We start from the raw sequence: 21798 nt of genomic DNA, 5'->3' as shown, positions 1-21798 counted from the left end.
GACATGACTAACTCCATACTCATCGATGAAGATACCGCCATCGGTCTGATACCTGCACGCGGTGGATCAAAAAGTATTCCTCTGAAGAATCTAGCGCCGGTCGGAGGAAAACCCCTGATTCGGTTTGTTATAGATGCCGCCCTAGGCTCTCGTAGCTTTGTTAAGACTTATTGTTCAACTGACCACGATCATATTGCCCGCACATGTTTAGAAGCCGGCGTTGAGATAATTGAGCGGCCCGCAGAACTTGGGCTAGATGACACGCCTGTCACGGCAGTGATTCTTCATGCTCTAGAAACCTTGCGGCAGCATTCAGGCCGGATGCCGGGAATGGTCGCTTTGCTGCAGCCGACCTCCCCTTTTCTTTTGCCTTCTCAAATACATGAATGTCTAGCTGCTTTGCGGGCCAATTCTGAAGCTGATTCAGTGCAAACTGTGGCCCCGGTTTTCCACAATGCGCATGCCTTTAACCAGCGCGTCATGGTTGATGGACTGGTTCAGTTCCGTTTTCCAAAGGAGCGCAAAGAAGCCTATAACAAACAACGCAAGCCCAAGCATTATACCTTTGGCAACCTGGTGATTACTCGCACTAGAGCATTGTTGGATGGGCAGGATTGCTTTGGAAAAATCTCCGTCCCTGTGGAGATTCCTCGCGCTTATGCCCTAGACGTCGATACCAGTGAAGATCTGGATTATGCGAATTTCCTAGTTTCCAACCACCGCATAGAACTAACAGCGTGAAGCCGCGCATACTAGCCATATCGCGCGACCGCGGCAGCATGCAAACCATAGCGCCTGTGGTCGCCGATCTGATTTCATCCGGTTTGGCAGAAATCGTTGCCTACGCCACCCGCGATTCATGGTCGGTTATCTGTGAAAGCGCCGCCCTTGTTACGCGACTAGATGAGCTCGCTTTTTCCACAGACCCTCGTGGCTACATAGGTTCTTTGTTCGATCGGCACCAGCCTGATTTGATTCTCTCTGGTTCCAGCCCTGCGCGCAATCGTCCGCCAGAAACGCCTGAACAATACGCCATCATTGAGGCGCGTTGCAGGCACTTACCATCGGTCGGCGTTTTAGATTACTGGGGAATGTATACAGAGAGATTCTCGCGTGATGGGCACAACCTAGCAGAGGATTTGCTGCCCGATTGCCTCTGCGTGTTAGACTCGCGTTCATGGGATGACCTCAAACGCTTTGGTGTACCCGCTGAGCGAATGACCATCACACACAACCCATGGCTCGACACATTGGCATCGCAATCATCTGCTGCTGCCCCGGCGATGCCAACTGAGCCGCGCAAACAAAGTATGACGGTACTGCTTGCATCTCAGCCACTCGCTGAGATGCAGCGAGTGCGAAATTTGTATTATAACCAGTATACCATATTCGAGTGCCTACTTGCTGCTATGCAGAAGCTTAAAGGCCTACAACCGGAATCCGTTATTCAAGTTCTTGCGCACCCCTCCGAAGAAATATCGCGTTGGGAAAATAGGCTGGCGTCCAAGCCATATGGCAACGTGAAAGTCCAGTTGTTGTCGCATCATACTCCAAGTTTACTGCGTGAAGCTGATTATCTAGTGACAAGCCACTCGACACTTGCATATGAAGCACTTTATTTCGGAACACCCTGCATATCTCTTCGACCCTCAGTGAAGCCAACAACGCGTTTATGGATCGATGAATCCGGCCTGTCCCGAGTGTTTCAGGATGTAGACTCTTTGGCACATTACTTCAGAACCAATGAGCCCACAGTGGAAAGGCAGCGTGTATTACGTCTCAAGCACGAGTTGACCCAAAGCGGACTATTTTTCTCCGACGGCCAGGCAACACGTCGCGTGGCGGGTGAAGTGGTAAGAATGTTAAGCGCGGCCACAAGGATGTTTGCGTGATGAATGCTTCAAAGCGAATTGCACTACTGACATCAAGCAGCCAGCGCCACCGCTGGGTAGCCGCACGCTTGGCGGAGAGCGCTGAATTGGCCTGCGTGATTGCTGAGACAAAGCCGACCCAGAATTCCGGTTCGACGCCCGACGACGCCGTAGAGATAAAGGATTACTTCAACGACCGGGACCGCGCTGAGAAACGATGGTTTGGTGATGGTCCGGATCACTTCTCTCAGATTGCAGGACGCAGCTTCGAAGTTCCCTGGCAAGGCGCCAACTCAATTGAAGTGTTTGAACACCTGAAGGATGCCCGGATTGATCGCGTATTTCTCTTTGGCTCTTCAATCATACGAGATCCAATCTTGTCTTTCTATCACGGCCGCATCGTCAATATGCATCTGGGGCTCTCTCCCTATTATCGGGGAAGCGCAACCAACTATTGGCCGTTGGTGGATGGACTACCAGAATGCGTCGGCGTAACAGTTCATCATGCCTCCGCGATCGTCGATGGCGGCAAGATTCTCGCGCAAGCTCGCCCAGATATAAATATCAACGACGGCATTCACGATGTTGGCTGCAAAACGATCATAGCCGGTGCCGCACTACTTCAGAGATTTGCCGGCTGGAATGGTGATTTGCCTGAAGGTATTTCACAGTCAGGACATGGTAAACTGTGCCGCCGTGCGGATTTCAATATCAGTTCGCTTCGTCAGGCCAAGGCTAATATGGCGCGCGGGCTGCTAAAAGAGTATCTGTCTGCCAAGCTGGCGCGCGATGCCGTTTACCCCATTATTGAAGCTGGGCCGGGCAGATTTAATTGATATCCCACTGGAGTGCAGCATGACCACCATATCGGTTCTTATCAACGCCCGCACCAAATCCTCCAGGCTCCCGAGGAAACTGGTATTGCCGTTTGCTGGTTCGACACTGATCGACGTGGCGCTCGAGAAGCTTGATCGCATGGACTTCTTCTCGCATCGCTATTTTGCAGTGGCTGAAGATGAGTTGAGGCAGAAGGCCGTCGCTTATCGTAATATAGAAATTCTTGATCGTGATCCCGCGGCTGTCCAACCTGGGTACAACGATCACCGTAAGGTTTTTGCCCATTACGAACGCGTAAAGTCTGATTATATCATGTGGCTGAACCCTTGCCACCCCCTCATAAGCCTAGACACAATTAGGCGGGCCGTTGACCATGTTCTTGCAACCGGCCTGAACAGCTACACCTCAGTAATTCCGACCACGGATTGGATATTCGACAGCGACGGCAATGCCGTGACCAATACGCAGGCTGGCATGCTGTCAACGGCCCATTCTCGAACCTTCTTCAAGGTCGCTCATGCTTTTCATGTTATACGCAAGGCGTTCTTTCTCAAGGATTATCAGTATTGGACCCTCACCAAGAATGATCCTGCACTTATCGAAATACCGGTGGAAGAAAGCTACGATGTAAACGACGCAATAGAATTTGAAGTCGCTCAGGCTGCATACGCGCGTAGCCTCTCTAGTCATGGAGAAAAGCAATGAGCGCTTTAACTGAGAAGAGAGTTTGGCTGGCCGATCTCACGTATACTCAACAAACAATCGCTGCAGATGTAATACCTAATGCGATAGGAGGTATTGCGACCTATACCGAACGATGGACCCAATTCACCACTCCGATACGTTTATTTAAGTATCCAGAAAAGCTGGTGCAGGCCCTCGCCCGCGAAGGCCCGCCTAATATAATTGGTTTTTCAAATTATGTTTGGAATGGTGATTTGTCGCTTAAGTTTGCAAGTGCGATAAAGCACGCTTCGCCTAATACCATCGTTATCTTTGGTGGACCAAACTACCCGACGACAGCAGAAGAACAAGCCGCCTGGTTACGGCAAAATAGGGATGTCGACTTCTATATTATTAAAGAGGGAGAAGCTGCTTTTTCAAAGCTTACCCAGGCGCTAATTGATGCCGTGTTTGACATTGAGAAGGTAAAGGCTCTCCGGTTGCCATCGGTACACTGCATCACCGAAACTGATGAAGCAATACTGAGTGATCCGATAGTGCGCCTAACGGATTTGACGGAAATCCCATCACCTTACACTAGCGGTAGACTTGATGAGTTTTTCGATGGCCGCCTGCTCCCAATCATTCAGACCAACCGTGGCTGCCCATTTGGCTGCACATTCTGTGTAGAGGGTGTGGATTATTACAATAAGGTTCGCCGTAATGCCGCCGATAAAGTAAGCGCCGAACTGCACTACATAGGCAAAAAGATGCAGGAGCTCCGCGCGATAGGCGGGCGCAATGATCTATTCATCGCTGACTCAAACTTTGCGATGTACAAGGATGACATAGAGACCGCAAAAACACTTGCCGCAACCCGCAAGCAGTACGGTTGGCCTGAATATATCAATGTAGCGACAGGCAAAAATCAAAAAGAGCGCGTCCTTGAAGCCTCCAGAATTATTGATGGCGCCTTGCGCCTTTCTGGCTCAGTTCAGAGCCTCGATGCAAATGTTCTAGAAAATATCAAGCGCAAAAACATTGACGCCCAAGCGCTTTTTGATTTGGGTTTGCAAGCGGAGAGCGTAGGTGCCAATACCTACAGCGAGGTTATTCTTTGCTTGCCTGGGGACTCGTTGGCCGCGCATTTATCTACTGTTCGCACCGTTATGAATGCCGGCTTCACCAACATCTACCTTTTCCAACTTATGTTGTTGCCCGGGACGGAGATGGCGACCCCTGAAAGCAAGCAACAGTACGGAATGCTGACTCGATATAGAGTACTACCACGCTGCTACGGTCATTTTGATGTTTTTGGAAAGCAAATCATCGCTGCAGAAATTGAGGAAATTTGTGTTGCGAACAGCACTCTTCCATTTGAGGACTATCTAGCCGCAAGGCGGTTTCATCTTGTCGTGACGATCTACTACAATGACGGAATTTTTGCAGCGCTTCTGAAGCTACTTCGTGAGTTAGATGTTCCCGTCTATGACTGGATGGAGGAATTGAATAACGCTGAAATGTCCCCACGGCTGGCAGCGCTATTCTCTGCGTTCGAGCAAGCAACAAAAGACGAGTTATGGGATAATCGCGCCGATCTGGAGGCGTTCATTCAACAGGCAGGAGTGGTCGAAAAGTTTATATCTGGCGAACTGGGGAACAATCTTTTATTTGTGCACAAGACATTAGGTATCACGGAATATCTGCCGGACTTAGCCGATTTTGCCCGCCAAACTATACGTTCCTGTCTTGAAGCACATAATAAGGCTTCAGATGACACATTTGAATTTATTGATGATGCTTTGGAATATCATTGTAAACGCGCCAATAATTTATTCAGAGACCTGGACGCCCAGCCGGTAGCAAAATTGAACTATAATATTAACGCCTACTTGGCAGCAGGGCGTAACGTCGAAATTAGCCAATTCCGGCTTAAGGCACCCATGGATTTCAACTTTATTCTCGATGATGAACAAAAGGCCATCATTGAACGCTATTTGGGAATCTATGGAGATTCCCCCGTGTCGATTGGTCGTATTCTGTCAAAAGTGCATGTCAAAAAGCTGTTCAGGCATGCAGTACCTGCCAAGCAACCTGAGAAGCAAATCATGCCCATCAAGGTCAATCCGCAGGCCTTCATGCTGTCTGGATTACAGGAATAGAGCCCTGCGCAACGATGCTCACACCGTCAGAGATTCTCACCGTCAATTATCATTATTGCATTCCCCCAGGCAGAACCGAATGGCGGGGTTTCAAGGGTGTTACACCCGATGCACTGGAGCGCCAGATTGCGGCAATCAAGACGAAATACGCTTTTCTTGATTTAGCCGCTCTGCCGTATTCCGGGCAAATATCTGCCGCTGGGGGCTTGGGCTGCCTTGTCACCTTCGATGACGGCATGGCGGACATCGCGCAGCTTGCAATGCCAATTCTTGAGCGCCACGGCGTTCCAGCAATAATTTTTTGCTGCGCGCTGCCTTATGTGGAGGGCAAGGTCCTAAACGTACAAAAATCCCACTTGTTGCAGGGGCTGTGGGGTTGGAACGGATTTCGAGAAAGATTTATGGCCGCCCTTGCGAATGATCCTGAAGGTGAGGTCAGAGAGGATTCAACCTATCTTCAGATAGATCGTATGTACCGCTACGATGACGACGCGACCGGCTCGTTCAAGCGCCTCTTGAACGTTGACCTCCCTTACCGTGTAGTCGACCGAATTCTAGACCGGATGTTTGAACATGAGTTTGGTTCTCAGCGTGAGGCTGTAGCACAGTTATATTTGAGCCTGGACGACATTAAGCGGTGCGTCGACAAGGGCCTCTCAATCGGATTGCATACATATGCTCATCGAATGTCGAGTCGCCTATCGCGGCAGGAACAGACCGATGATATTGATGCGTCGCTTGAGTTATTCCGGGACAGACTTGGGCTTGATATCCAGAGCATATCCTATCCCTACGGCGTCAAAGGTACATGGGACGATAATAGCAAGCAAATCGCCGTGGAAAGGGGCCTCAATTACGGCTTCACCTTGGGTCGCGAACTATTCCGCCCTGCCCTTCATAAAGACCTGATGGAGATTCCTCGCTTCGACGTCAATGATATTTTTGAACATGATGGCGGCCTAAAGGCTGAATTTCGTTGATGAAGAATTATGACCTCGTCCTGATCGTCGGCTACTTCCGATCTGCAACAGCATTTCTTCCCGTGATACGCGCACTGAGTACGAGGCTGCGTATTGCCGTTTTATTTGTTGACGCCGATCCATCCATGCGCCGAAAGACCGGAGATGCTCACGAGGTCTTTGCTGATCTTTGTCGACGGTTTGGGGCTGATTTAATTAACCTGGGGGAGCCGATTAGCGCCACTCTATTGATTGTTCAACAGTTTCCTTACGATGATGACCTAGCTGAAGCCATTCAGAAAAACCTGCTCGCGAAGAATCGTGCAGGCCTGATGTCTCTGGCTATGACAGGACTAGAGAAGCACGATGCGTTCTTAAAGCAGTTTCAAATTGAAAAAGTCTATATACCAAGTCGACGCTTTATGACGTTCCTGTTGCAGAAACGGGCAGCGCTAAGCCGATATGATGGTATCTCAATTGTGGAAGTTGGCCTGCCTTTTTCGCGACATTGCATTTTCCCCGAATTCAAAGTCGATTGGATTATAGTCGCCCCTACCCTGTTCAGTTTTCATAGCGAGGAGGGAAAGCAGCATTTTCTCTGTACAGTGAATCAACTATTGCAGCAGATACCGCCGGACGACGTGGTGGTGTACAAGTCACACAACGGCAATAGTCTTGATTATTTCGCGCCGCGTATTCACTACCTGATATCTGGAGCGCTTGAGAGGATACCCAATTCTCAAAGTATCCTTAAGTTCGTGCGTAAAAATTCATCGCCTTGGCTACGCTCGCACGTTGACCGCATAAACACCTGCATTCTGCACAGAGCCATACTCCGCCGCGCAACTCCCATGTCTCGCATAACTCCTTACGCCGGAATATCTCTGGAGGCCTTTTTGCCTGGCGTAATGAAGGGTGTAATCGGCGGATTGTCCAACTCTATTTGGGGCACATTGTATTTCGACCTGCCGTATTACAACTGCGTAGACCTCACACTCCGACAAGGCAAATCCGCTCTTATCAACAAGTTTTCAGACACGCTTCTGGATTTAAATCTTGAATACTTTGGCGTCCCTTTTTGTAATGGCCGTTTGGACACGGATACAAGAAAGCAAAATATTGTTCAGCCTGATGAGCGTGCGGGCGATCTTGTAGCCGCCATCATGGAAGATCTGGCGCACGCATATGCTGATGGCAACGCCACGTGACCCGAGTACGCATGTCTCAAATAAATGCCTGGCTGATTGCCCTGTATGCGATAGAGTTGCTCGTCCCCATTATTGATGTTTTGAGTCTTCCTTTGCCGCGTTATGCGGCATCGATCTCTTTTTCCATCATATTCATGCTTGCTGCCCTCGCCATGCTGATACCGCTGGCGCATTTGCACCGAATTCCTTTATTGAGCAACACAGAGTTAGCCTTGATCGGCTTGATGCTGTTTTGTTCGGGACTGGAAGTTGCTGGATCTTCTGGCCGCGGCCCTATTCACTTCGGCTTGATTTTGGACTTCATCCCGCTGCTCTTGGCCATGATGGCGGCTAGGCTCTACCTAGAAGTATTCAATAATTTTGGATTCTTAGTTTATGCGTTGGTTATAACGGCAACCCTATTATTGCTAATGCACACGGCGTTACTATTGATCGTGGCATTTGGCATATCAATGCCGTTCATCAATCTCGGAGAACTCAAGGGGCGCAACGCCATTGCCTTATTGGGACCAATCTGCCTGTGGTTGTTAGCATTTTTTCCGATCAAAGGCTGGCATGTTTTCACTCTCCGCTACAATTTATTACTTGGGCTTTCATTGCTGAACATCTTGCTGACCTCGGGGCGCGCAGCATTTTTGATCTTTGTCTGGTCAATTTTTGTTGGAATCATCATTCAATTGCCGAAGCCGCGTCGCTGGCTACGGCTGCTCCTGTTGCCTGTTGGTGTAACTGCTGTGATTGGCACCACGCTGGCCTATCCGATCCTAATGCAACTAGGAGAGATGGCGGACTTTATAGTTGGCCACGACGACGATGCCATCAGCGCCCTCTCGCGCTCGCAGACGAATGCTCTTCTGCTGTATAAGTCAGCGCAGGACATTCTCCTGGGTTTAGGTTGGGACGAAGTCGCCGCGATCAAGGCTCACGGATATATGGGGCACACGCTATATGTTAATATTTTTGCCTCCTATGGCATCATTGGCGCCCTCGCGATCGCCTGTCTACTTTTTTTTGGCTTTACGCGGCTCACAAACAGCACCAGGGAAATAGCGGCTCATTTATTAATCGTCGTAATCCTCGTCGCCAGCTTCAGCAATAATGTTTTTGCATATTTTGGGGTAATAATTGCCCTCGTTGAATTAGCAAGAACACCTCATCGCCTTAAAGAGACAACGAAGAATGCGCCTGAGCCTCAGAACTTTGCTCGCTGAAACCTTTGCACGCTGGCGACTAATCTTGCTGACTACTAGCGTAGTAGCTGGATTGATTGTGCTGGGACTAATGACTCGCCCGCCTTTTGCCGCAAGCGCTATTGTTAACATTGGAGGCATTCACACTGTCGGCGGGACAGGCAACAGTGATTTTGGCCTTGCTCGTTTTTTACTCTTTGAGGGCGCGCGACAAGTAGAGGATTTCTTTACTCACGAGGTCTTTGTAAATCCGGCCTACCAGGTTGGTAACAGGTGTAATGCAATAGCGATGTATTCCCCAGACGGCCTAAGGTTAAGAATAGATTGCAGAGACAAAACTGCTGACAATGCCCGCCGGCTTGTTGGTATGGCGGTTCAACCATTTCTAGATCGGCACGCTCGCTACTACGAATTAGCCAAGCAAGTCTACACGCAACGACGGATTCATATTGACCGCCAGTTGAACGGGGCGGAACGTGTAATCGAAATCCTGCAGCAGCCTCCTGCAACCAATCTTTCTGAGGCCAAAATTATTGAGAAGAAACTGGAGATCGAACAGCTACGCGAGCAGAAGTCCCTCGATGACAGTATTGGCGACCGAGTAAGACCGACACAGCTAAGTTCGGAAGGTATTTCTGTGATAAGCAGGAAGCCAGGTCCATTGATTTGGCTTACAGCACTTTTCATGGCACTCGGCTCCGGCTTATTTGTGGCATTTCTTGCAGCACGACTGAAGCACCTCCAGAATGAATGAACTACAAACAATCCGAAGCCGGCTATCCGCGTTCATCTCTGAATGTTGTGCCGGTTTTTCCGAGTACCAACTAACTTCTGCGGCCGAAGCGACGCCATATGGACGCTGCTTTGCCGTTTTTTTGCGACATTTGCTGAAAGATCCTGCCCTTGCAGCAGATGGAGAACTGCCTAAAGCAATAGTACATGATATCAAGACAATCCGGTCACAACCGGGTGTCGATATTGAGAGCAAACCCTATCGCCAACTTTTGACGTTCTCCCTGAGTGCACTAGCGATCTTACCGGGCTCGTCGCCTCGTCTACTCGACGATTTTGTATCGGAGCAGCTATCTGCATATGATGCCCAAGATCTAGAGCGTCTTGGTTGCATGGATGGGCGGCCTGGTAGCGGCAACCAAGCCATGTTCCTTGCCATATTCTTAATTCACGGACGCGACCATCTCGGGCTTGATACACAACCGCTGATCAATCACTGGGTCGCTGCGCACCTGCAACGCATGAACCGCTTTGGCTTTTGGGGGCCAGATGGCGGCATGACTCACCTTCAGTTCCAGAATGGCTATCATCAGCACGAGATACTTGAGTATCTGGGTGTAAAGAACCCCCACTTAGAAAGCACACTGGCTGCTGTATGTAATCTGGCCGATCACCAGGGGCATTTTGCGCCCTATCCAGGCGGCGGCGGGTGCTATGACTACGATGCAGTCTTTATGCTGACCCCCGAAGGGAAAATACCTGACGATGTCACCAGGGAATTGTTACTGCGCACTAGTGCTAGCATTATAGATGCACAACGGCCCGATGGTGGCTTTGCCGAGTCACTTAGGGTTCGCCCGCGCTCGCTCGATTCCCTAATCCGATTTGCCTCTCACACCTTAAATGCCTTCGGTAGTGGAGCTTTGTTCGCCGAGCGCCTGCGTTATGCGCTGACACTGCAACGTCCGAAGCATGACCGTATTCACACACATTGGAGTCGTTATTCCCGCCGCTGGGATGAATCGGATCTTTGGGACAGTTGGTTCCGCATGCTTACGCTAGCCCGTATTGATGTCGCCTTGCACCCGGAACATGCTGATAATTGGGGATTTATTGACTATCCCGGCATCGGCTATCATCCTTCGCTTAAGTCTGGAAACCGCTTCGTCTGATGCGATTCCATTATATTTCTCCCTCCACTTTGCCCTCGCGAACGGCCAATTCCGTTCATGTGGCCTGGCAATGCGATGGCTTGCGGCAGGCCGGCGCTGATGTAACCCTCTATGCTAGGCGCGCCATGGCAGATCCCGCAGACCTGCCCGAAGCGCTGCAGGCTGCATATGGAATTCCCGCATCACTTCTAGATCTCGACACCGTTTACAACCCGTCCGGACGGGGCGACAGCTTGCGTATCGCCTATCACGCGACCAGAAAAATCAGACATTCTGAAAGCGGTGGCGCCATCCTTTCACGCAATCTTTATGCTGCCTTTACACTGGCGGTCATGTATAGGATGCCCCTCCTGTTCGAGACACATCAGTTAGAAACGGGCCTGCGTAAATTTATGCAGCGCCAGATTGTTCGCTGCCCCTGGGTCGCTACGATCGTGATCTCGACACACCTCGCCGAGCTGCTGCCTAAACATCTCAGCGCGACGCCAAAGCGTACTATTGTTTTGCATGATGCCGCACCGCAAGGCATTAAGCCGGTTCCCGTCACCAAAAAACGCGAGCGGTTACGCGCCCTAGCGCCGATCGCGGAGGGATCTTGGACACAGATTTGCGGCTACTTTGGTCACCTTTATACAGGTCGCGGCATCGATATCGTCGAGGCAATGGCAGCGGCGCGACCGGACACTCTTTTTCTGGTTTATGGCGGCACCGATGCCGACGTAGCAGCCCGCCGCAGTAGTCGCCGGCTTGCAAATCTTTCATTCATGGGTCACGTTCCTCATCCTATGGCGCGAGAGCTTATGTGCTTGATGGATGTCTTGCTCATGCCCTACCAGCAAACTGTCTCTATCGGCGTAGCAGGACATGATACGGCGCGCTGGATGTCTCCCATGAAAATGTTTGAGTACTTGGGAGCCGGTGTGCCAATCATTTCTTCCGACTTGCCGGTTCTGCGCGAGGTCCTGCGCGACGACGAGAACTGTCTCCTGGCTGGGCCAGCAGATACCACAGCATGGATAGACGCACTTGATCGTCTGAGAGACTCACCCGATCTGGCTGCTCGGATAGGAACCGCCGCCCATGCAGAATACGAGCAGCGGCATACCTGGACACGCCGGGCCGAACAGATTCTTGCCGCCGCCAAGCTTTTGTGATGCGCACCATATTCATCCTGCTGCCATCGCCAAATCCAACCGGACCGATCAAAGGTGGTTATGCCCTAGCCAATGCGCTTGCCCCGCTGCGGCGAGTCGTCATCGTATTCCTCAAGCAGGGCCCAGGCGTTGATGCACCGCTGGATCAGCGCGTAGAGGTCATATCACTTGCCGGCCTATCGGGTGGATGGCGTGCACGCCTCGAAACTTATCGCGCGCTGCTGCGGGATGCAGGGGGGCGGAGCCACGTCGGGTCCGTTTCGATGTGCCTCTCCGCTGACTGGATCAACCGCTTCTGCCGGGAACATGCCGTCACCTGCGCCAGTGTCAGGGGTAATCTCCCGCAGAACTATCGCCTCGATTATGGCTGGCCGGGCACCTTTCTGGCTCTCGGGCACCTGCTGGCGTTGCGAGCTTTCGATCATGTCGTTGCGATGACCAGCGCAATGGCCAAACAGGTCTACACTATCGCCGCCTTGCGGGCTGAGGTAATTGGTAATTTTCTCGATGAGGCGGCGATCGACGGCTATCGGCAGGCGGTAACTAGGCCAGAAGGCCCACTACGTTTTGTTTTTGTAGGATCTCTCTCGCGCCGGAAACAACCCAGACTGATCATCGATGCCATGGAAATACTGCGCTCGCAAAACGCGCAGCTTGACATTATCGGCGATGGCCCTCTCCGTGGCATGCTAGAAGACCTGATACAATCGAAGGGGTTGCGCGACTTCGTCCGAATTCATGGCCATCTTGCGGATCCATATCCAATTATTGCTGACTCGGATGCGTTCGTGCTGCCATCCCATTCCGAGGGTGTGTCGCGCGCCGCTCTAGAGGCACTACACCTGGGCGTACCCTGCGTGCTGCGAGAAGTGGATGGCAATGCCGAACTACTTGCTATGCCCGGCTCAGGCGTGCTCTTTAACCACGAAGAAAGCTTGGCTGACGCGATGCTGAAAGCTGCAGCCTTAACGCGCAGTCGACCCGTCAGAACAAGTCTGCTGCCGCCTGTTTTCCGGCAGGCCGTGGCCGCTGGCCAGTACCTCGCCCTACTGGAACAAACTGCATGATCGCAAACGAGCAGTATTATGAATACCTCAGGCAGCGCAGCCGACTTGGCCTTTGGTATAGGCATTACTGGCTATACCCCCGGTTGTGTCGTTATGTGACAGGGCGTGTGCTGGATGTCGGCTGCGGCATCGGCGATTTCCTCCAACATCGACCCGGTACTGTAGGCGTGGACATCAATCCAGCCACTGTCGAATGGTGCCAGCAGCAGGGTCTCGATGCCCACTTAATGGTGCCGGACCAGTTGCCATTTGATGCACAAGTTTTCGACAGCGTGATACTCGATAACGTTTTGGAGCATTTGAAGGCCCCGAAACCGCTGCTTCAGGAAATACACCGGGTCATGCGGCCGCAGGGCAGATTCCTGGTCGGCGTTCCAGGCCCTCGAGGCTATGCCAGCGACCCCGATCACAAGATATATTACAATGAGGCGGCTTTAGTCGCGACCATGACGGCGGCAGGATTTTCTCGGCAGCAGGTTTTTCACATGCCTTTAAGGCTGGAATGGCTCAGTACGCGGATGCGCCAATATTGTGTATATGGGGTTTTCCAGCGTGATTGAGTCTTCATACAACTCCATTACCGTATCCATCGTCAGCCATGGCCAGGGTAAACTCGTTGCCGCACTGCTAGACGATCTATCTCGTTGCCCCGGTGTGTCGGCCGTTATCCTGACCCAGAATATTCCTGAAGCGGAGATAGACTGCCCGGAATCGCTTCGGCCGCGTTTGCACCTGATCCGTAACGATCGCCCTGAAGGCTTTTCTGCCAATCACAATCAGGCATTTCGATACTGCAGAACATCGCTGTTTGCCGTCGTCAATCCAGACATCCGCCTCGACGGCGATCCGTTCCCGGAATTAGCTACGGCACTTGAAACATGCAACGCCGGAATGATTGCACCCGCTGTACGAAGCCCGGAAGGTAATCTGGAGGACAGCGCGCGTCACTTTCCCACTCCGACGGGACTTTTCAGAAAGATTCTCGGACGTGGGGATGGCCGCGTCACCATAAATGAACAGACGCCGCAAGCGGTGGATTGGGCTGCTGGCATGTTCATGCTATTTAGGCAAGATGCATTCCGCAGCATCGACGGTTTCGATGAAGGCTTTTTTCTCTATTACGAAGATGCCGATATCTGTACCCGACTGTGGAAAGCCGGCATCAGAGTCTATCTGCATCCGGGTATATCCGTGATCCATGCGGCTCAGCGAGCCAGCCGGCGGAAGCCTCGTTACATGGCTTGGCATATATCTAGCATGCTCCGCTATTTCCGTAAGCATGCCTGGCGGCTGCCTCAACAGAGACCTCAGCAGTGAATATTCTGGTCACAGGGGCATCGGGCTTTATTGGCAAGCACCTGTGTCAAACACTAGATAACCATGGAAAGGCCGTTAAACGAGCGGCTCGTCGATCGCCAACCGATGACAATGTGACAGATGACACTGTAATCGTTGGCGATATCGGACCGGAAACCGACTGGGGCAGAGCCCTGGCAGTCAGACCCGAAGTGGTGGTCCACCTCGCGGCACGCGTGCATGTCATGAACGAAATCGTCGCCGATCCCCTAGCGGCGTTCCGCGCAGTCAATGTCGCCGGCACACTGAATCTGGCCCGCCAGGCGGCAGCAGCGGGCGCCAGACGGTTTGTCTTCCTGAGTTCCATCAAGGTCAATGGGGAGACGAACGCGCCAGATCGACCTTTCAAACCCGATGACATTCCCGCACCCCAGGATGCCTATGCCATCTCCAAGCTCGAGGCTGAAAGTGGATTGTTTGAGCTTGCAAAAACCACCGGCATGGAAGTGGTGATCATCCGCCCCCCGCTTGTTTATGGCCCAGGAGTCAAGGGGAATTTTGCATTGCTTCTGAAATGCGTTCGATGGTTTCTGCCGCTGCCTCTGGGCGCCGTGCGTAATCTGCGTTCGCTGATTGCTCTCGAGAACCTGACTGACTTCATCGCGCTGTGCGCCGACCGGGAGAAATCGCCCGCCGCCGCCAATCAGATTTTCCTGATCTCCGACAGCGAACCCGTTTCCACCGCGGAACTGCTCAGAAGGATGGCCAAGGCTTATGGACGACCTGCCATTCTGATACCTGTGCCCACGGAAATCTTGAGCCTCACCGCCAGGATGATCGGCCGGACGGCAGCGATGGATCGTTTGCTTGGCTCTCTGGTGGTGGACAGTTCTAGAGCCCTTCATGTGCTGGGATGGCGCCCGGTTGTGACGATGGAACATCAGCTCAAAATAATGGCAGCCCATGACGCAACGCGCTCTTGATTTCTGCTTGGCGGTGGCCGGGCTGGTCGTATTATTTCCGCTGCTATTTGTGCTGTTCCTGATCGGACTGCAGGACACAGGATCACCATTGTTCAGACAGATCCGTGTCGGGCGCGACCGGCAGCATTTCACATTGGTGAAATTCCGGACCATGAAACCGGACACGGCCTCCGTGGCCACGCACCTGGCCGATGCGTCCGCCATTACTCCGTTCGGGCGCTTTCTGCGCAGAACCAAGCTTGATGAACTCCCGCAGCTATGGAACGTGCTGGTCGGCGACATGAGCCTGGTTGGGCCCCGGCCATGCCTGCCAAATCAGATCGAACTGATCGAGGAAAGGTCGGCGCGGGGGGTTTTCCGCGTCCGTCCTGGCATCACCGGCCTTGCCCAGATCACGGGTATAGACATGTCGACCCCCGCGCTGCTCGCGGAAACCGACGCGCGGATGCTCGACGATCTGTCTCTGCTGGCATATTTCCGCTACATCCTGCTCACTGCGCTCGGCCGCGGCGCGGGTGACAGGGTGAAACAATAAAGCCTTCACCCTACCCCTGGCGCGAACCACACCACGTCGCCCGGGTTTTCGCCCTTGCGCGCGCCGCGCTCGGCGGCGCCGGGCAGCGGCGTGAGCGGCAGGTAGACCAGCAGCAGCGCCTCGCCGTTTTCCGTACGCGTCGGCAGGCCGAAGCGGCCGACCTGCACGCTAGTGAATTCAAACAGCACGCGGCCGAGATACCAGACCGGCATGCCCTCATCGAGCGCGCGGTGGATGATGGCATAACGGGCCGCGCGCACTTCCGGCGCGGCATAATACAGCACCGGCTTGCCGCGCGGATTCTCATGGAACAGAAAGGTGAGCTCCTCGCCCACCACGCCGTAGGTGAGGTTGCGCGCGCCGTCGCGGCGAAAGGTCATGGTCCAGGGCAGCAGTTCAGCAGGAATCAGCGCCGGCGCCAGGGCATGCAGGCTGGGCAGGTCGTCCGCGCCACCCAGCAGGCCGCGCCAGCGCGACAGCATCAGCCGCGCCGCCGCTGGCAGGGCCTGATCGGGCGGAACCATGGTATCGCTGTCGCTCTGCACCGGTGTTTTCCCGTCTGCCAGATGGCGATGATTCAGACTAGCACGAATGTCGCATGGAATGCCGCACCGAACACCGCATGGATTGCCTCATCCCGCCACTTCGAACGGCCCATGCGACACCGTCATGCCGGGCTCCGGCGGCAGCAGGCGCAGCGGACCGGCACGGCTGTCGCTGGCCGTCAGAGTCTGCACGATGATGGTGCATTCCACTGCCGTCGCGCCGTCGGCCATGGGCAGCACCAGGCGTTCGGCAGTGATGACGTTGTCGGGCTCGCCGGGCTCCAGCGGCGGCAGGGTATAGACGCTCTTGCAGTAGATCGGCTGGCGGCGCTGGATCACTTCGGCCAGCAGGTCGCGCATATGCCGCACATAGGCCGGATCGGTGAGACCGGCAAAACCGTGCGCATCCATGCCCTCGGGCAATTCGCGGAACCAGCGCGCGATCTCGTGGCCGCAGAGGCGGAAGCGGCCGAGATCGAAGCTGCCGCGACTCACCTCGGCGATGATGATATGCGGCAGGATGATGCGCGGGATCGTGGCCGCATCCAGCAGGCGGATATCGGGGATGTTGACCGGCTTGGGCAGGGCGCGCCAGAACATTTGCGCGGCCTCCAGCACCGGGTTGGCGGCCAGCAGCATGGGGCCTCGGCGGGGGTTGCTTTATCGGCCCCAGCTATGCCCGGTTTGCCACCCCGGCGGGAGGTTGAGAATCGGATATGCCGGCCGTTATTCGCTGGCCAGAATCGTGTTGCGCAGGATCGGATAGATCTGGTTGTTCCAGCGCTTGCCGCTGAACACGCCGTAATGGCCCACCCCGGCCTGCATGTGGTGGCGCTTGCGATAGGGCCTTAAGCCCGTGCACAGGTCATGCGCCGCCATGGTCTGGCCGATGGCGCAGATGTCGTCGCGCTCGCCCTCAACAGTGAGCAAGGCCGTGCGCTTGATCAGGCCGGGATTGACCTTGCTGCCGCGATAGGTGAGTTCGCCCTTGGCCAGGCGGTGTTCCTGGAACACCCATTGCACGGTCTCGAGATAGAATTCCGCCGTCAGATCGAGAACGGCGAAATATTCATCGTAAAAGTCCTTGGTCTTGGCGGCCTGCTCAAAATCGCCTTTCCACAGATTCTGGAACAGTTCGACATGGGCCTTCACATGGCGATCCATGTTCATGCTCATGAAGGCCGTGAGTTGCACGAAGCCGGGATAGACACGACGGCCGGCACCTGGCAGGCCCGGCGGCACGGTGGAGATCAGTTTCCGCTCGAACCAGTCGATGGAATTCTCCATCGCCAGGTCGTTCACCTTGGTGGGATTGATGCGCGTGTCGATCGGACCGGCCATCAGGGTCATCGAGCGCGGCTGCGCCTTGTGGCCCTGTTCCGCCATCACCGCCACGGCCGTCAGCGCCTGCACGCAGGGCTGGCACACCGCCACGATATGGCCGCCAGGGCCGATCACGTCGAGGAATTCGATCAGGTGATCGACGTAATCCTCAAAGCCGAAGCGGCCGGCGCTCACCGGCACGTCGCGCGCATTGTGCCAGTCGGTGATGTAGACGTCATGGTCGGGCAGCAGCGTGGCCACGGTATCGCGCAGCAATGTGGCGAAATGGCCCGATAGTGGCGCCACCACCAGCACGCGCGGCTGTTCGGCGGCTATGTCCTTTTTGAAATGCAGCAGGGTGCCAAACGGCGTGACATGCGCAGGCTCTTCGGTCACCGCCACGTCGCGGTTGCCGACCGCAACATTGGTAATGCCATAGGGCGGGCGGCCATGGCTCAGGCCGGCGCGGGCCAGCATCTCGGTGGCGGCCGCCATGCCGCGCAGCAGCGGATTATGCCCGGCGGCCTGCTGCAGTCCGGGCAGGGCCTGCTCGGCCATGCGGCGCAGGGGCGCCATCAGGTCGGCCTGGGTCTGATAGGCCAGATAGAGCATGGCGCTGGGGTCAGCCTCGTTCATGGACCGGTTCGGGCCGCTGCTGGTCTGCCCGGCACTCCCCCCATGGCAGGCCGGCTGCAAAAAAGCTAATGCAGTTTTTGCTGCAATGCGAGATATATGTATGCAGCGCACAGGCTGGACTTTAGGCGAAGCCCGTGCCAGCCGCCGGGGGAGATGGGAATGTCCAGGGCCACATTGACGATCAGCAGCAAGAATTACTCCTCCTGGTCGCTGCGCGGCTGGCTGCTCTGCCGGATGGCCGGACTGGATTTCGAGGAAAAGCTGCTCTCCAGCGATGATCCCTCCACCCGGGCCGAGCTGCTGCTGCTCTCGCCCAGCTTTCTGGTGCCGCGGCTGACCCATGGGCAGGTTTCGGTCTGGGATACGCTGGCGATTGCCGAATATCTGAACGAGATCGCGCCCCAGGCGGGCCTGATGCCGACCGACCAGGTGCAGCGCGCCCACTGCCGCGCCATCAGCGGCGAGATGCATTCGGGTTTCTACAATCTGCGCTCGGCTTTGCCGATGAACCTGAAGGCGCATTATTCCGGCTTCAAGATCTGGACCGGCGCCCAGGCCGATATCGACCGCGTGGTCGCGATCTGGCGCGACTGTTTCACCGCTTATGGCGGGCCTTGGCTGTTCGGGTCGAAGCCTTGCCTGGCCGATGCGATGTACGCTCCGGTCTGCACCCGCTTCCTCACCTACGACGTGAAGCTGGATCCCGAATGCCGCGCCTATTGCCAGACCATCATGGCCTGGCCGGTGATGCGCGACTGGGTGGACGCGGCCAAGGCCGAACCCGAGGAACTCGACGAGCTGGATGTCGAGTTCTGAAGCCGCCGTCCGGCTGCGGCTATGCGGTGCCGCCGCCATGACGGGCGACGAAGCCGCGCAACTGGTGCAGCGCCGGCGGCGAGATCGGATCGCGACCGTTCAGCATCAATACCAGCGCAGGCCGACTGATGGAAAGTTTGCCCGCCAGGTCGTCGATGGTGATATGCGCGATCTTGCAGGCATCGCTGACCACGCTCAGACCGTTATTGTCGAGATAAAAATTGCCGTCCTCTTCGCGCACATGCAGGCTGCCCTTGGGCAGCGACGGAGCGACATGGCCCGGCGCATGCCTGGCTGTCGGGCGCGACGGCGTACGTTGCAGCGCGACTTTCGGCTGCGCCGGCGTAGCGGCACTGAAGTCATGCAGGGCCAACGTTCCGGAACTGGCGAAATCGTCCAGTCCCAGACTGTGTCCCGCCTGCTCCTTCAGCGCATCGGCCAGGGCCTGCAGCTTCGTCGCATCCAGCGCGGAAAGTCCGAAGCGTTCGACATTCGCGGCATGGAAGGCGCGGATCTCGTCCAGCCGCTGCAGCCGGCGCGCCAGCACCGGCTTGCTGCCAAGTGGCCAGGGCTTGCCGCTTTCGGCCATGCGGGCAAGAAACATGCGCGTGGCCTCGATTTCCAGTTGCAGGATGCCCCAGCGCACCTGCGCCAGGTTCTGCGCCTGCGCTTCCTGCTTTTCCGGTTCGAAATCGCCCAGCCGCGATTCCACCAGATCGATGAAAACCTGAAACTGATCCAGTTTTTCCAGAAGGGCGCGGAAATCGCTGAAGCGATCGGACATGCCGGCACCGGCAAAAGCCTTCGCGATTTCCTGTGCCTGGCGTTCAACCTGGGCCACCAGAGCCAGGGCGGCGGCACGGGTATCGGTCTTTTTCTGGCTGGTCAGCACGGCAGGCTCCGGATCGGCAAAAATGTCTCGATACGAAACTAGACCCGAGCGCGGATATCTGGACGTTATTTTCCGCTTAGGGTTGCCAAACGATAACCTGCCGCCTCAGGCGGCGACGCCGCCATTCTGCGCCATGAAGCTGCGCAGCATATCCAGCGGACCACGGCTGATCGGATCGTTGCCGTTCAGCATGAGCACCAGGGCGGCCCGGCTGACGCCAAGCTTGGCGGCCAGCTGGTCCATGCTCATGTTCGCCATGCGGCAGACTTGAGTAACGGCAACGATGCCGTCGCGTTCGACATAGAAGCGGCCGGCCATTTCGCGCACGCGCAGGCGCGGCTGCGGCACCGGCGGCGCGGGCCGCTCGGTCAGGCGCGGCCGTTTACGCCGCTGCGTGGACTGTGCACGCGGCCGCGGCGACGCCGGTTCCGGCACGGCCTGGCTTTCGAAACTGAAATCCTTCAGCCCCGGCGCGCGCTCGATCTGCGCTTTCAGCAGATCTTCCACGGCATGCAGCATGGCACTGCCCAGCGGCGCCAGGCCGTATTGCAGGCCGTGACGGTCGTAGTATTCGAGGAAATCGTCCAGCCGGTGCAGGCGGCGTTGCAGGAATTCCCGGCTGCCCAGTGGCCAGGGCCTGCCGCTTTCGCCGATGCGCACCAGGAAAACCTGAGTACTGTCGACTTCCACCACGATGATACGCCACCGGATTTCGGCCAGGTGCCTGGCCAGGGCGTCGCGCTTGGGGGCCTCGAATTGCGGCAGGCGCTCTTCGACCAGATCGACGAAGACGTGGAAATGATCGACCTTGTCGATGAAACGTTTGAAATCGCCAAAGCGATCAAGAAACGCCTGACCGTCGCGATAGGCATTAGTGATGTCCAGGCCCTGACGCTCCACCTGGGCCAGCAGGCGCAGGGCTTCGCGCCGCACCTTGCGATTTTCTGCCGTCTGGTTGATCACGCGACCCCTGAGTGTTCGACTAGGCTGTTCAGACAACACTAGCGGGCGCGGTTGTATTTATCAAATTCCAATTCTATTATAATTTCTATTCAAAAATTAGTATTATTAATCAAGATCTTGGCTGCTTGCACGGGATGAACCGGCTCAGGTCCCGGCTGAGGCACAGATGCACCTCGCGGATCACCCCATCCTGGGCCAGGGCGCGCAGGCTCTGTACCGTCAAACCCTTGTCTGCATTCGCCGCCGCCAGAACCGCGGCATAGTCCTTGGCCGATTGCCGCGGGGTGGGCTCGGGCAGCGCAAGCCTCTCGCGCAGCCGGGTGATGGTGGCGAAATACGCCGCCGGATCGGAGAAATCGCTGCAACTGCCATGCTTGGCCCATTGGCACTGCATCAACCGCGTTTCGGGCATCGTGCACATGGTCCGGCGCAGCACTTCGGCCGGAACCGGCTGCACAACGGCGCAGTATTGCGGCCAGGCGGCGCCATCGCGTTTCTCGCGGTATTGCGGCCACAGACCATGCACCACCCAGCCGAACCGGTTGTCGGCGCATTGCACCGGGCTGTTCTGGCCGGCCCTGGTGGCGCAGAAGGCCGGCGACCAGCTCAGGCTGAGGATATAGTGGTCGAAATCGCCAGGCCGGCCGCGCGGCAATTCCCGCGTCTGGTCCGGCCGCGAACAGGCCTGCACCTCGATCTGTGCCGGGATGCGGCATTGCTGTGACTGCGCCTGGGCTGGAATGGCGGGCAGCAGGAGCAGGAGCAGGAGGGCGAGCTTGCGATACAGCATCATG

At 55.4% G+C, this 21798-nt stretch carries 23 protein-coding genes; 17 read left to right on the top strand and 6 right to left on the bottom strand.

Annotated elements, in window-relative coordinates; translation table 11 throughout:
• The first annotated feature begins 3 nt into the window (after window positions 1-3).
• The 16 genes from ACK4FK_RS05590 (at window position 4) to ACK4FK_RS05515 (ending at window position 15829) form a co-directional block, all read left to right on the top strand.
• Window positions 4-741 carry a cytidylyltransferase domain-containing protein gene (locus ACK4FK_RS05590; RefSeq protein WP_409742304.1) on the top strand — a complete coding sequence of 246 codons (738 nt, stop codon included), beginning with the start codon at window positions 4-6 and terminating at the stop codon, window positions 739-741.
• 38 nt (window positions 742-779) lie between these two features.
• Window positions 780-1892, top strand: coding sequence for a hypothetical protein (locus ACK4FK_RS05585; RefSeq protein ID WP_409742301.1), 1113 nt, complete (start codon window positions 780-782; stop codon window positions 1890-1892).
• Window positions 1892-2707 carry a formyltransferase family protein gene (locus ACK4FK_RS05580; RefSeq protein WP_409742298.1) on the top strand — a complete coding sequence of 272 codons (816 nt, stop codon included), beginning with the start codon at window positions 1892-1894 and terminating at the stop codon, window positions 2705-2707. The genes ACK4FK_RS05585 and ACK4FK_RS05580 overlap by 1 nt, the downstream gene beginning before the upstream one ends.
• Window positions 2708-2726: 19 nt before the next feature.
• Entirely contained in the window at window positions 2727-3413 is a 687-nt protein-coding gene (locus ACK4FK_RS05575; protein ID WP_409742295.1) for a cytidylyltransferase domain-containing protein, read from the top strand.
• Window positions 3410-5533 carry a B12-binding domain-containing radical SAM protein gene (locus ACK4FK_RS05570; RefSeq protein ID WP_409742292.1) on the top strand — a complete coding sequence of 708 codons (2124 nt, stop codon included), beginning with the start codon at window positions 3410-3412 and terminating at the stop codon, window positions 5531-5533. The genes ACK4FK_RS05575 and ACK4FK_RS05570 overlap by 4 nt, the downstream gene beginning before the upstream one ends.
• Before the next feature lie 14 nt (window positions 5534-5547).
• Window positions 5548-6513, top strand: a complete 966-nt coding sequence (locus tag ACK4FK_RS05565; protein ID WP_409742289.1) for a polysaccharide deacetylase family protein — start codon at window positions 5548-5550, stop codon at window positions 6511-6513.
• On the top strand, window positions 6513-7700 hold the full coding sequence (locus ACK4FK_RS05560; RefSeq protein ID WP_409742286.1) for a hypothetical protein: 1188 nt from the start codon (window positions 6513-6515) through the stop codon (window positions 7698-7700). Before ACK4FK_RS05565 ends, ACK4FK_RS05560 begins: the two co-directional genes overlap by 1 nt.
• A gap of 11 nt (window positions 7701-7711) precedes the next feature.
• Window positions 7712-8911, top strand: a complete 1200-nt coding sequence (locus ACK4FK_RS05555; RefSeq protein WP_409742283.1) for a hypothetical protein — start codon at window positions 7712-7714, stop codon at window positions 8909-8911.
• Window positions 8880-9644: a hypothetical protein gene (locus tag ACK4FK_RS05550; RefSeq protein WP_409742280.1), complete on the top strand. Its 765-nt coding sequence runs from the start codon at window positions 8880-8882 to the stop codon at window positions 9642-9644. The genes ACK4FK_RS05555 and ACK4FK_RS05550 overlap by 32 nt, the downstream gene beginning before the upstream one ends.
• Entirely contained in the window at window positions 9637-10794 is a 1158-nt protein-coding gene (locus ACK4FK_RS05545) for a hypothetical protein (protein WP_409742277.1), read from the top strand. Before ACK4FK_RS05550 ends, ACK4FK_RS05545 begins: the two co-directional genes overlap by 8 nt.
• Before the next feature lie 125 nt (window positions 10795-10919).
• The gene (locus ACK4FK_RS05540) at window positions 10920-11948 is read left to right on the top strand and encodes a glycosyltransferase family 4 protein (protein ID WP_409742274.1); all 1029 of its coding nucleotides are present in this window, start codon (window positions 10920-10922) and stop codon (window positions 11946-11948) included.
• Entirely contained in the window at window positions 11948-13015 is a 1068-nt protein-coding gene (locus tag ACK4FK_RS05535; RefSeq protein ID WP_409742271.1) for a glycosyltransferase, read from the top strand. The genes ACK4FK_RS05540 and ACK4FK_RS05535 overlap by 1 nt, the downstream gene beginning before the upstream one ends.
• The gene (locus tag ACK4FK_RS05530) at window positions 13012-13575 is read left to right on the top strand and encodes a class I SAM-dependent methyltransferase (protein ID WP_409742268.1); all 564 of its coding nucleotides are present in this window, start codon (window positions 13012-13014) and stop codon (window positions 13573-13575) included. The genes ACK4FK_RS05535 and ACK4FK_RS05530 overlap by 4 nt, the downstream gene beginning before the upstream one ends.
• Entirely contained in the window at window positions 13553-14332 is a 780-nt protein-coding gene (locus tag ACK4FK_RS05525; protein WP_409742265.1) for a glycosyltransferase, read from the top strand. The genes ACK4FK_RS05530 and ACK4FK_RS05525 overlap by 23 nt, the downstream gene beginning before the upstream one ends.
• Window positions 14329-15294, top strand: a complete 966-nt coding sequence (locus ACK4FK_RS05520; protein WP_409742262.1) for a UDP-glucose 4-epimerase family protein — start codon at window positions 14329-14331, stop codon at window positions 15292-15294. The genes ACK4FK_RS05525 and ACK4FK_RS05520 overlap by 4 nt, the downstream gene beginning before the upstream one ends.
• The gene (locus ACK4FK_RS05515; RefSeq protein WP_409742261.1) at window positions 15275-15829 is read left to right on the top strand and encodes a sugar transferase; all 555 of its coding nucleotides are present in this window, start codon (window positions 15275-15277) and stop codon (window positions 15827-15829) included. Before ACK4FK_RS05520 ends, ACK4FK_RS05515 begins: the two co-directional genes overlap by 20 nt.
• 5 nt (window positions 15830-15834) lie before the next feature.
• Here ACK4FK_RS05515 and ACK4FK_RS05510 read toward each other — a convergent pair whose 3' ends face one another.
• The 3 genes from ACK4FK_RS05510 to ACK4FK_RS05500 all read right to left on the bottom strand — a co-directional run bounded on the left by ACK4FK_RS05510 (window position 15835) and on the right by ACK4FK_RS05500 (window position 18309).
• Window positions 15835-16374: a hypothetical protein gene (locus ACK4FK_RS05510; RefSeq protein ID WP_409742258.1), complete on the bottom strand. Its 540-nt coding sequence runs from the start codon at window positions 16372-16374 to the stop codon at window positions 15835-15837.
• Between the two features lie 87 nt (window positions 16375-16461).
• Window positions 16462-17013 (bottom strand): hypothetical protein, encoded by a 552-nt coding sequence (locus tag ACK4FK_RS05505; protein ID WP_409742255.1) that lies wholly within the window; start codon window positions 17011-17013, stop codon window positions 16462-16464.
• A gap of 87 nt (window positions 17014-17100) precedes the next feature.
• Window positions 17101-18309 (bottom strand): polyhydroxyalkanoate depolymerase, encoded by a 1209-nt coding sequence (locus ACK4FK_RS05500; RefSeq protein WP_409743071.1) that lies wholly within the window; start codon window positions 18307-18309, stop codon window positions 17101-17103.
• 183 nt (window positions 18310-18492) lie between these two features.
• On the opposite strand from ACK4FK_RS05500, the gene ACK4FK_RS05495 reads away from it, so the two are divergent.
• On the top strand, window positions 18493-19149 hold the full coding sequence (locus ACK4FK_RS05495; RefSeq protein WP_409742253.1) for a glutathione S-transferase family protein: 657 nt from the start codon (window positions 18493-18495) through the stop codon (window positions 19147-19149).
• Between the two features lie 19 nt (window positions 19150-19168).
• On the opposite strand, the gene ACK4FK_RS05490 is transcribed toward ACK4FK_RS05495, so the two are convergent.
• From ACK4FK_RS05490 to ACK4FK_RS05480, 3 genes are all read right to left on the bottom strand, one after another.
• Window positions 19169-20041 carry a hypothetical protein gene (locus ACK4FK_RS05490; RefSeq protein ID WP_409742251.1) on the bottom strand — a complete coding sequence of 291 codons (873 nt, stop codon included), beginning with the start codon at window positions 20039-20041 and terminating at the stop codon, window positions 19169-19171.
• A 105-nt stretch (window positions 20042-20146) separates the two neighbouring features.
• Window positions 20147-21004 (bottom strand): hypothetical protein, encoded by an 858-nt coding sequence (locus ACK4FK_RS05485; RefSeq protein WP_409742248.1) that lies wholly within the window; start codon window positions 21002-21004, stop codon window positions 20147-20149.
• Between the two features lie 109 nt (window positions 21005-21113).
• Window positions 21114-21797, bottom strand: coding sequence for a ribonuclease T2 family protein (locus tag ACK4FK_RS05480; RefSeq protein WP_409742246.1), 684 nt, complete (start codon window positions 21795-21797; stop codon window positions 21114-21116).
• Window position 21798: the final 1 nt, after the last annotated feature.

It is taken from the genome of Ferrovibrio sp. (assembly GCF_046297895.1).
Taxonomy (GTDB): Bacteria; Pseudomonadota; Alphaproteobacteria; order Ferrovibrionales; family Ferrovibrionaceae; genus Ferrovibrio.
The sequence above is the reverse complement of the archived record's forward strand: the minus strand, read 5'-3'. Positions and strand labels throughout refer to the sequence as shown.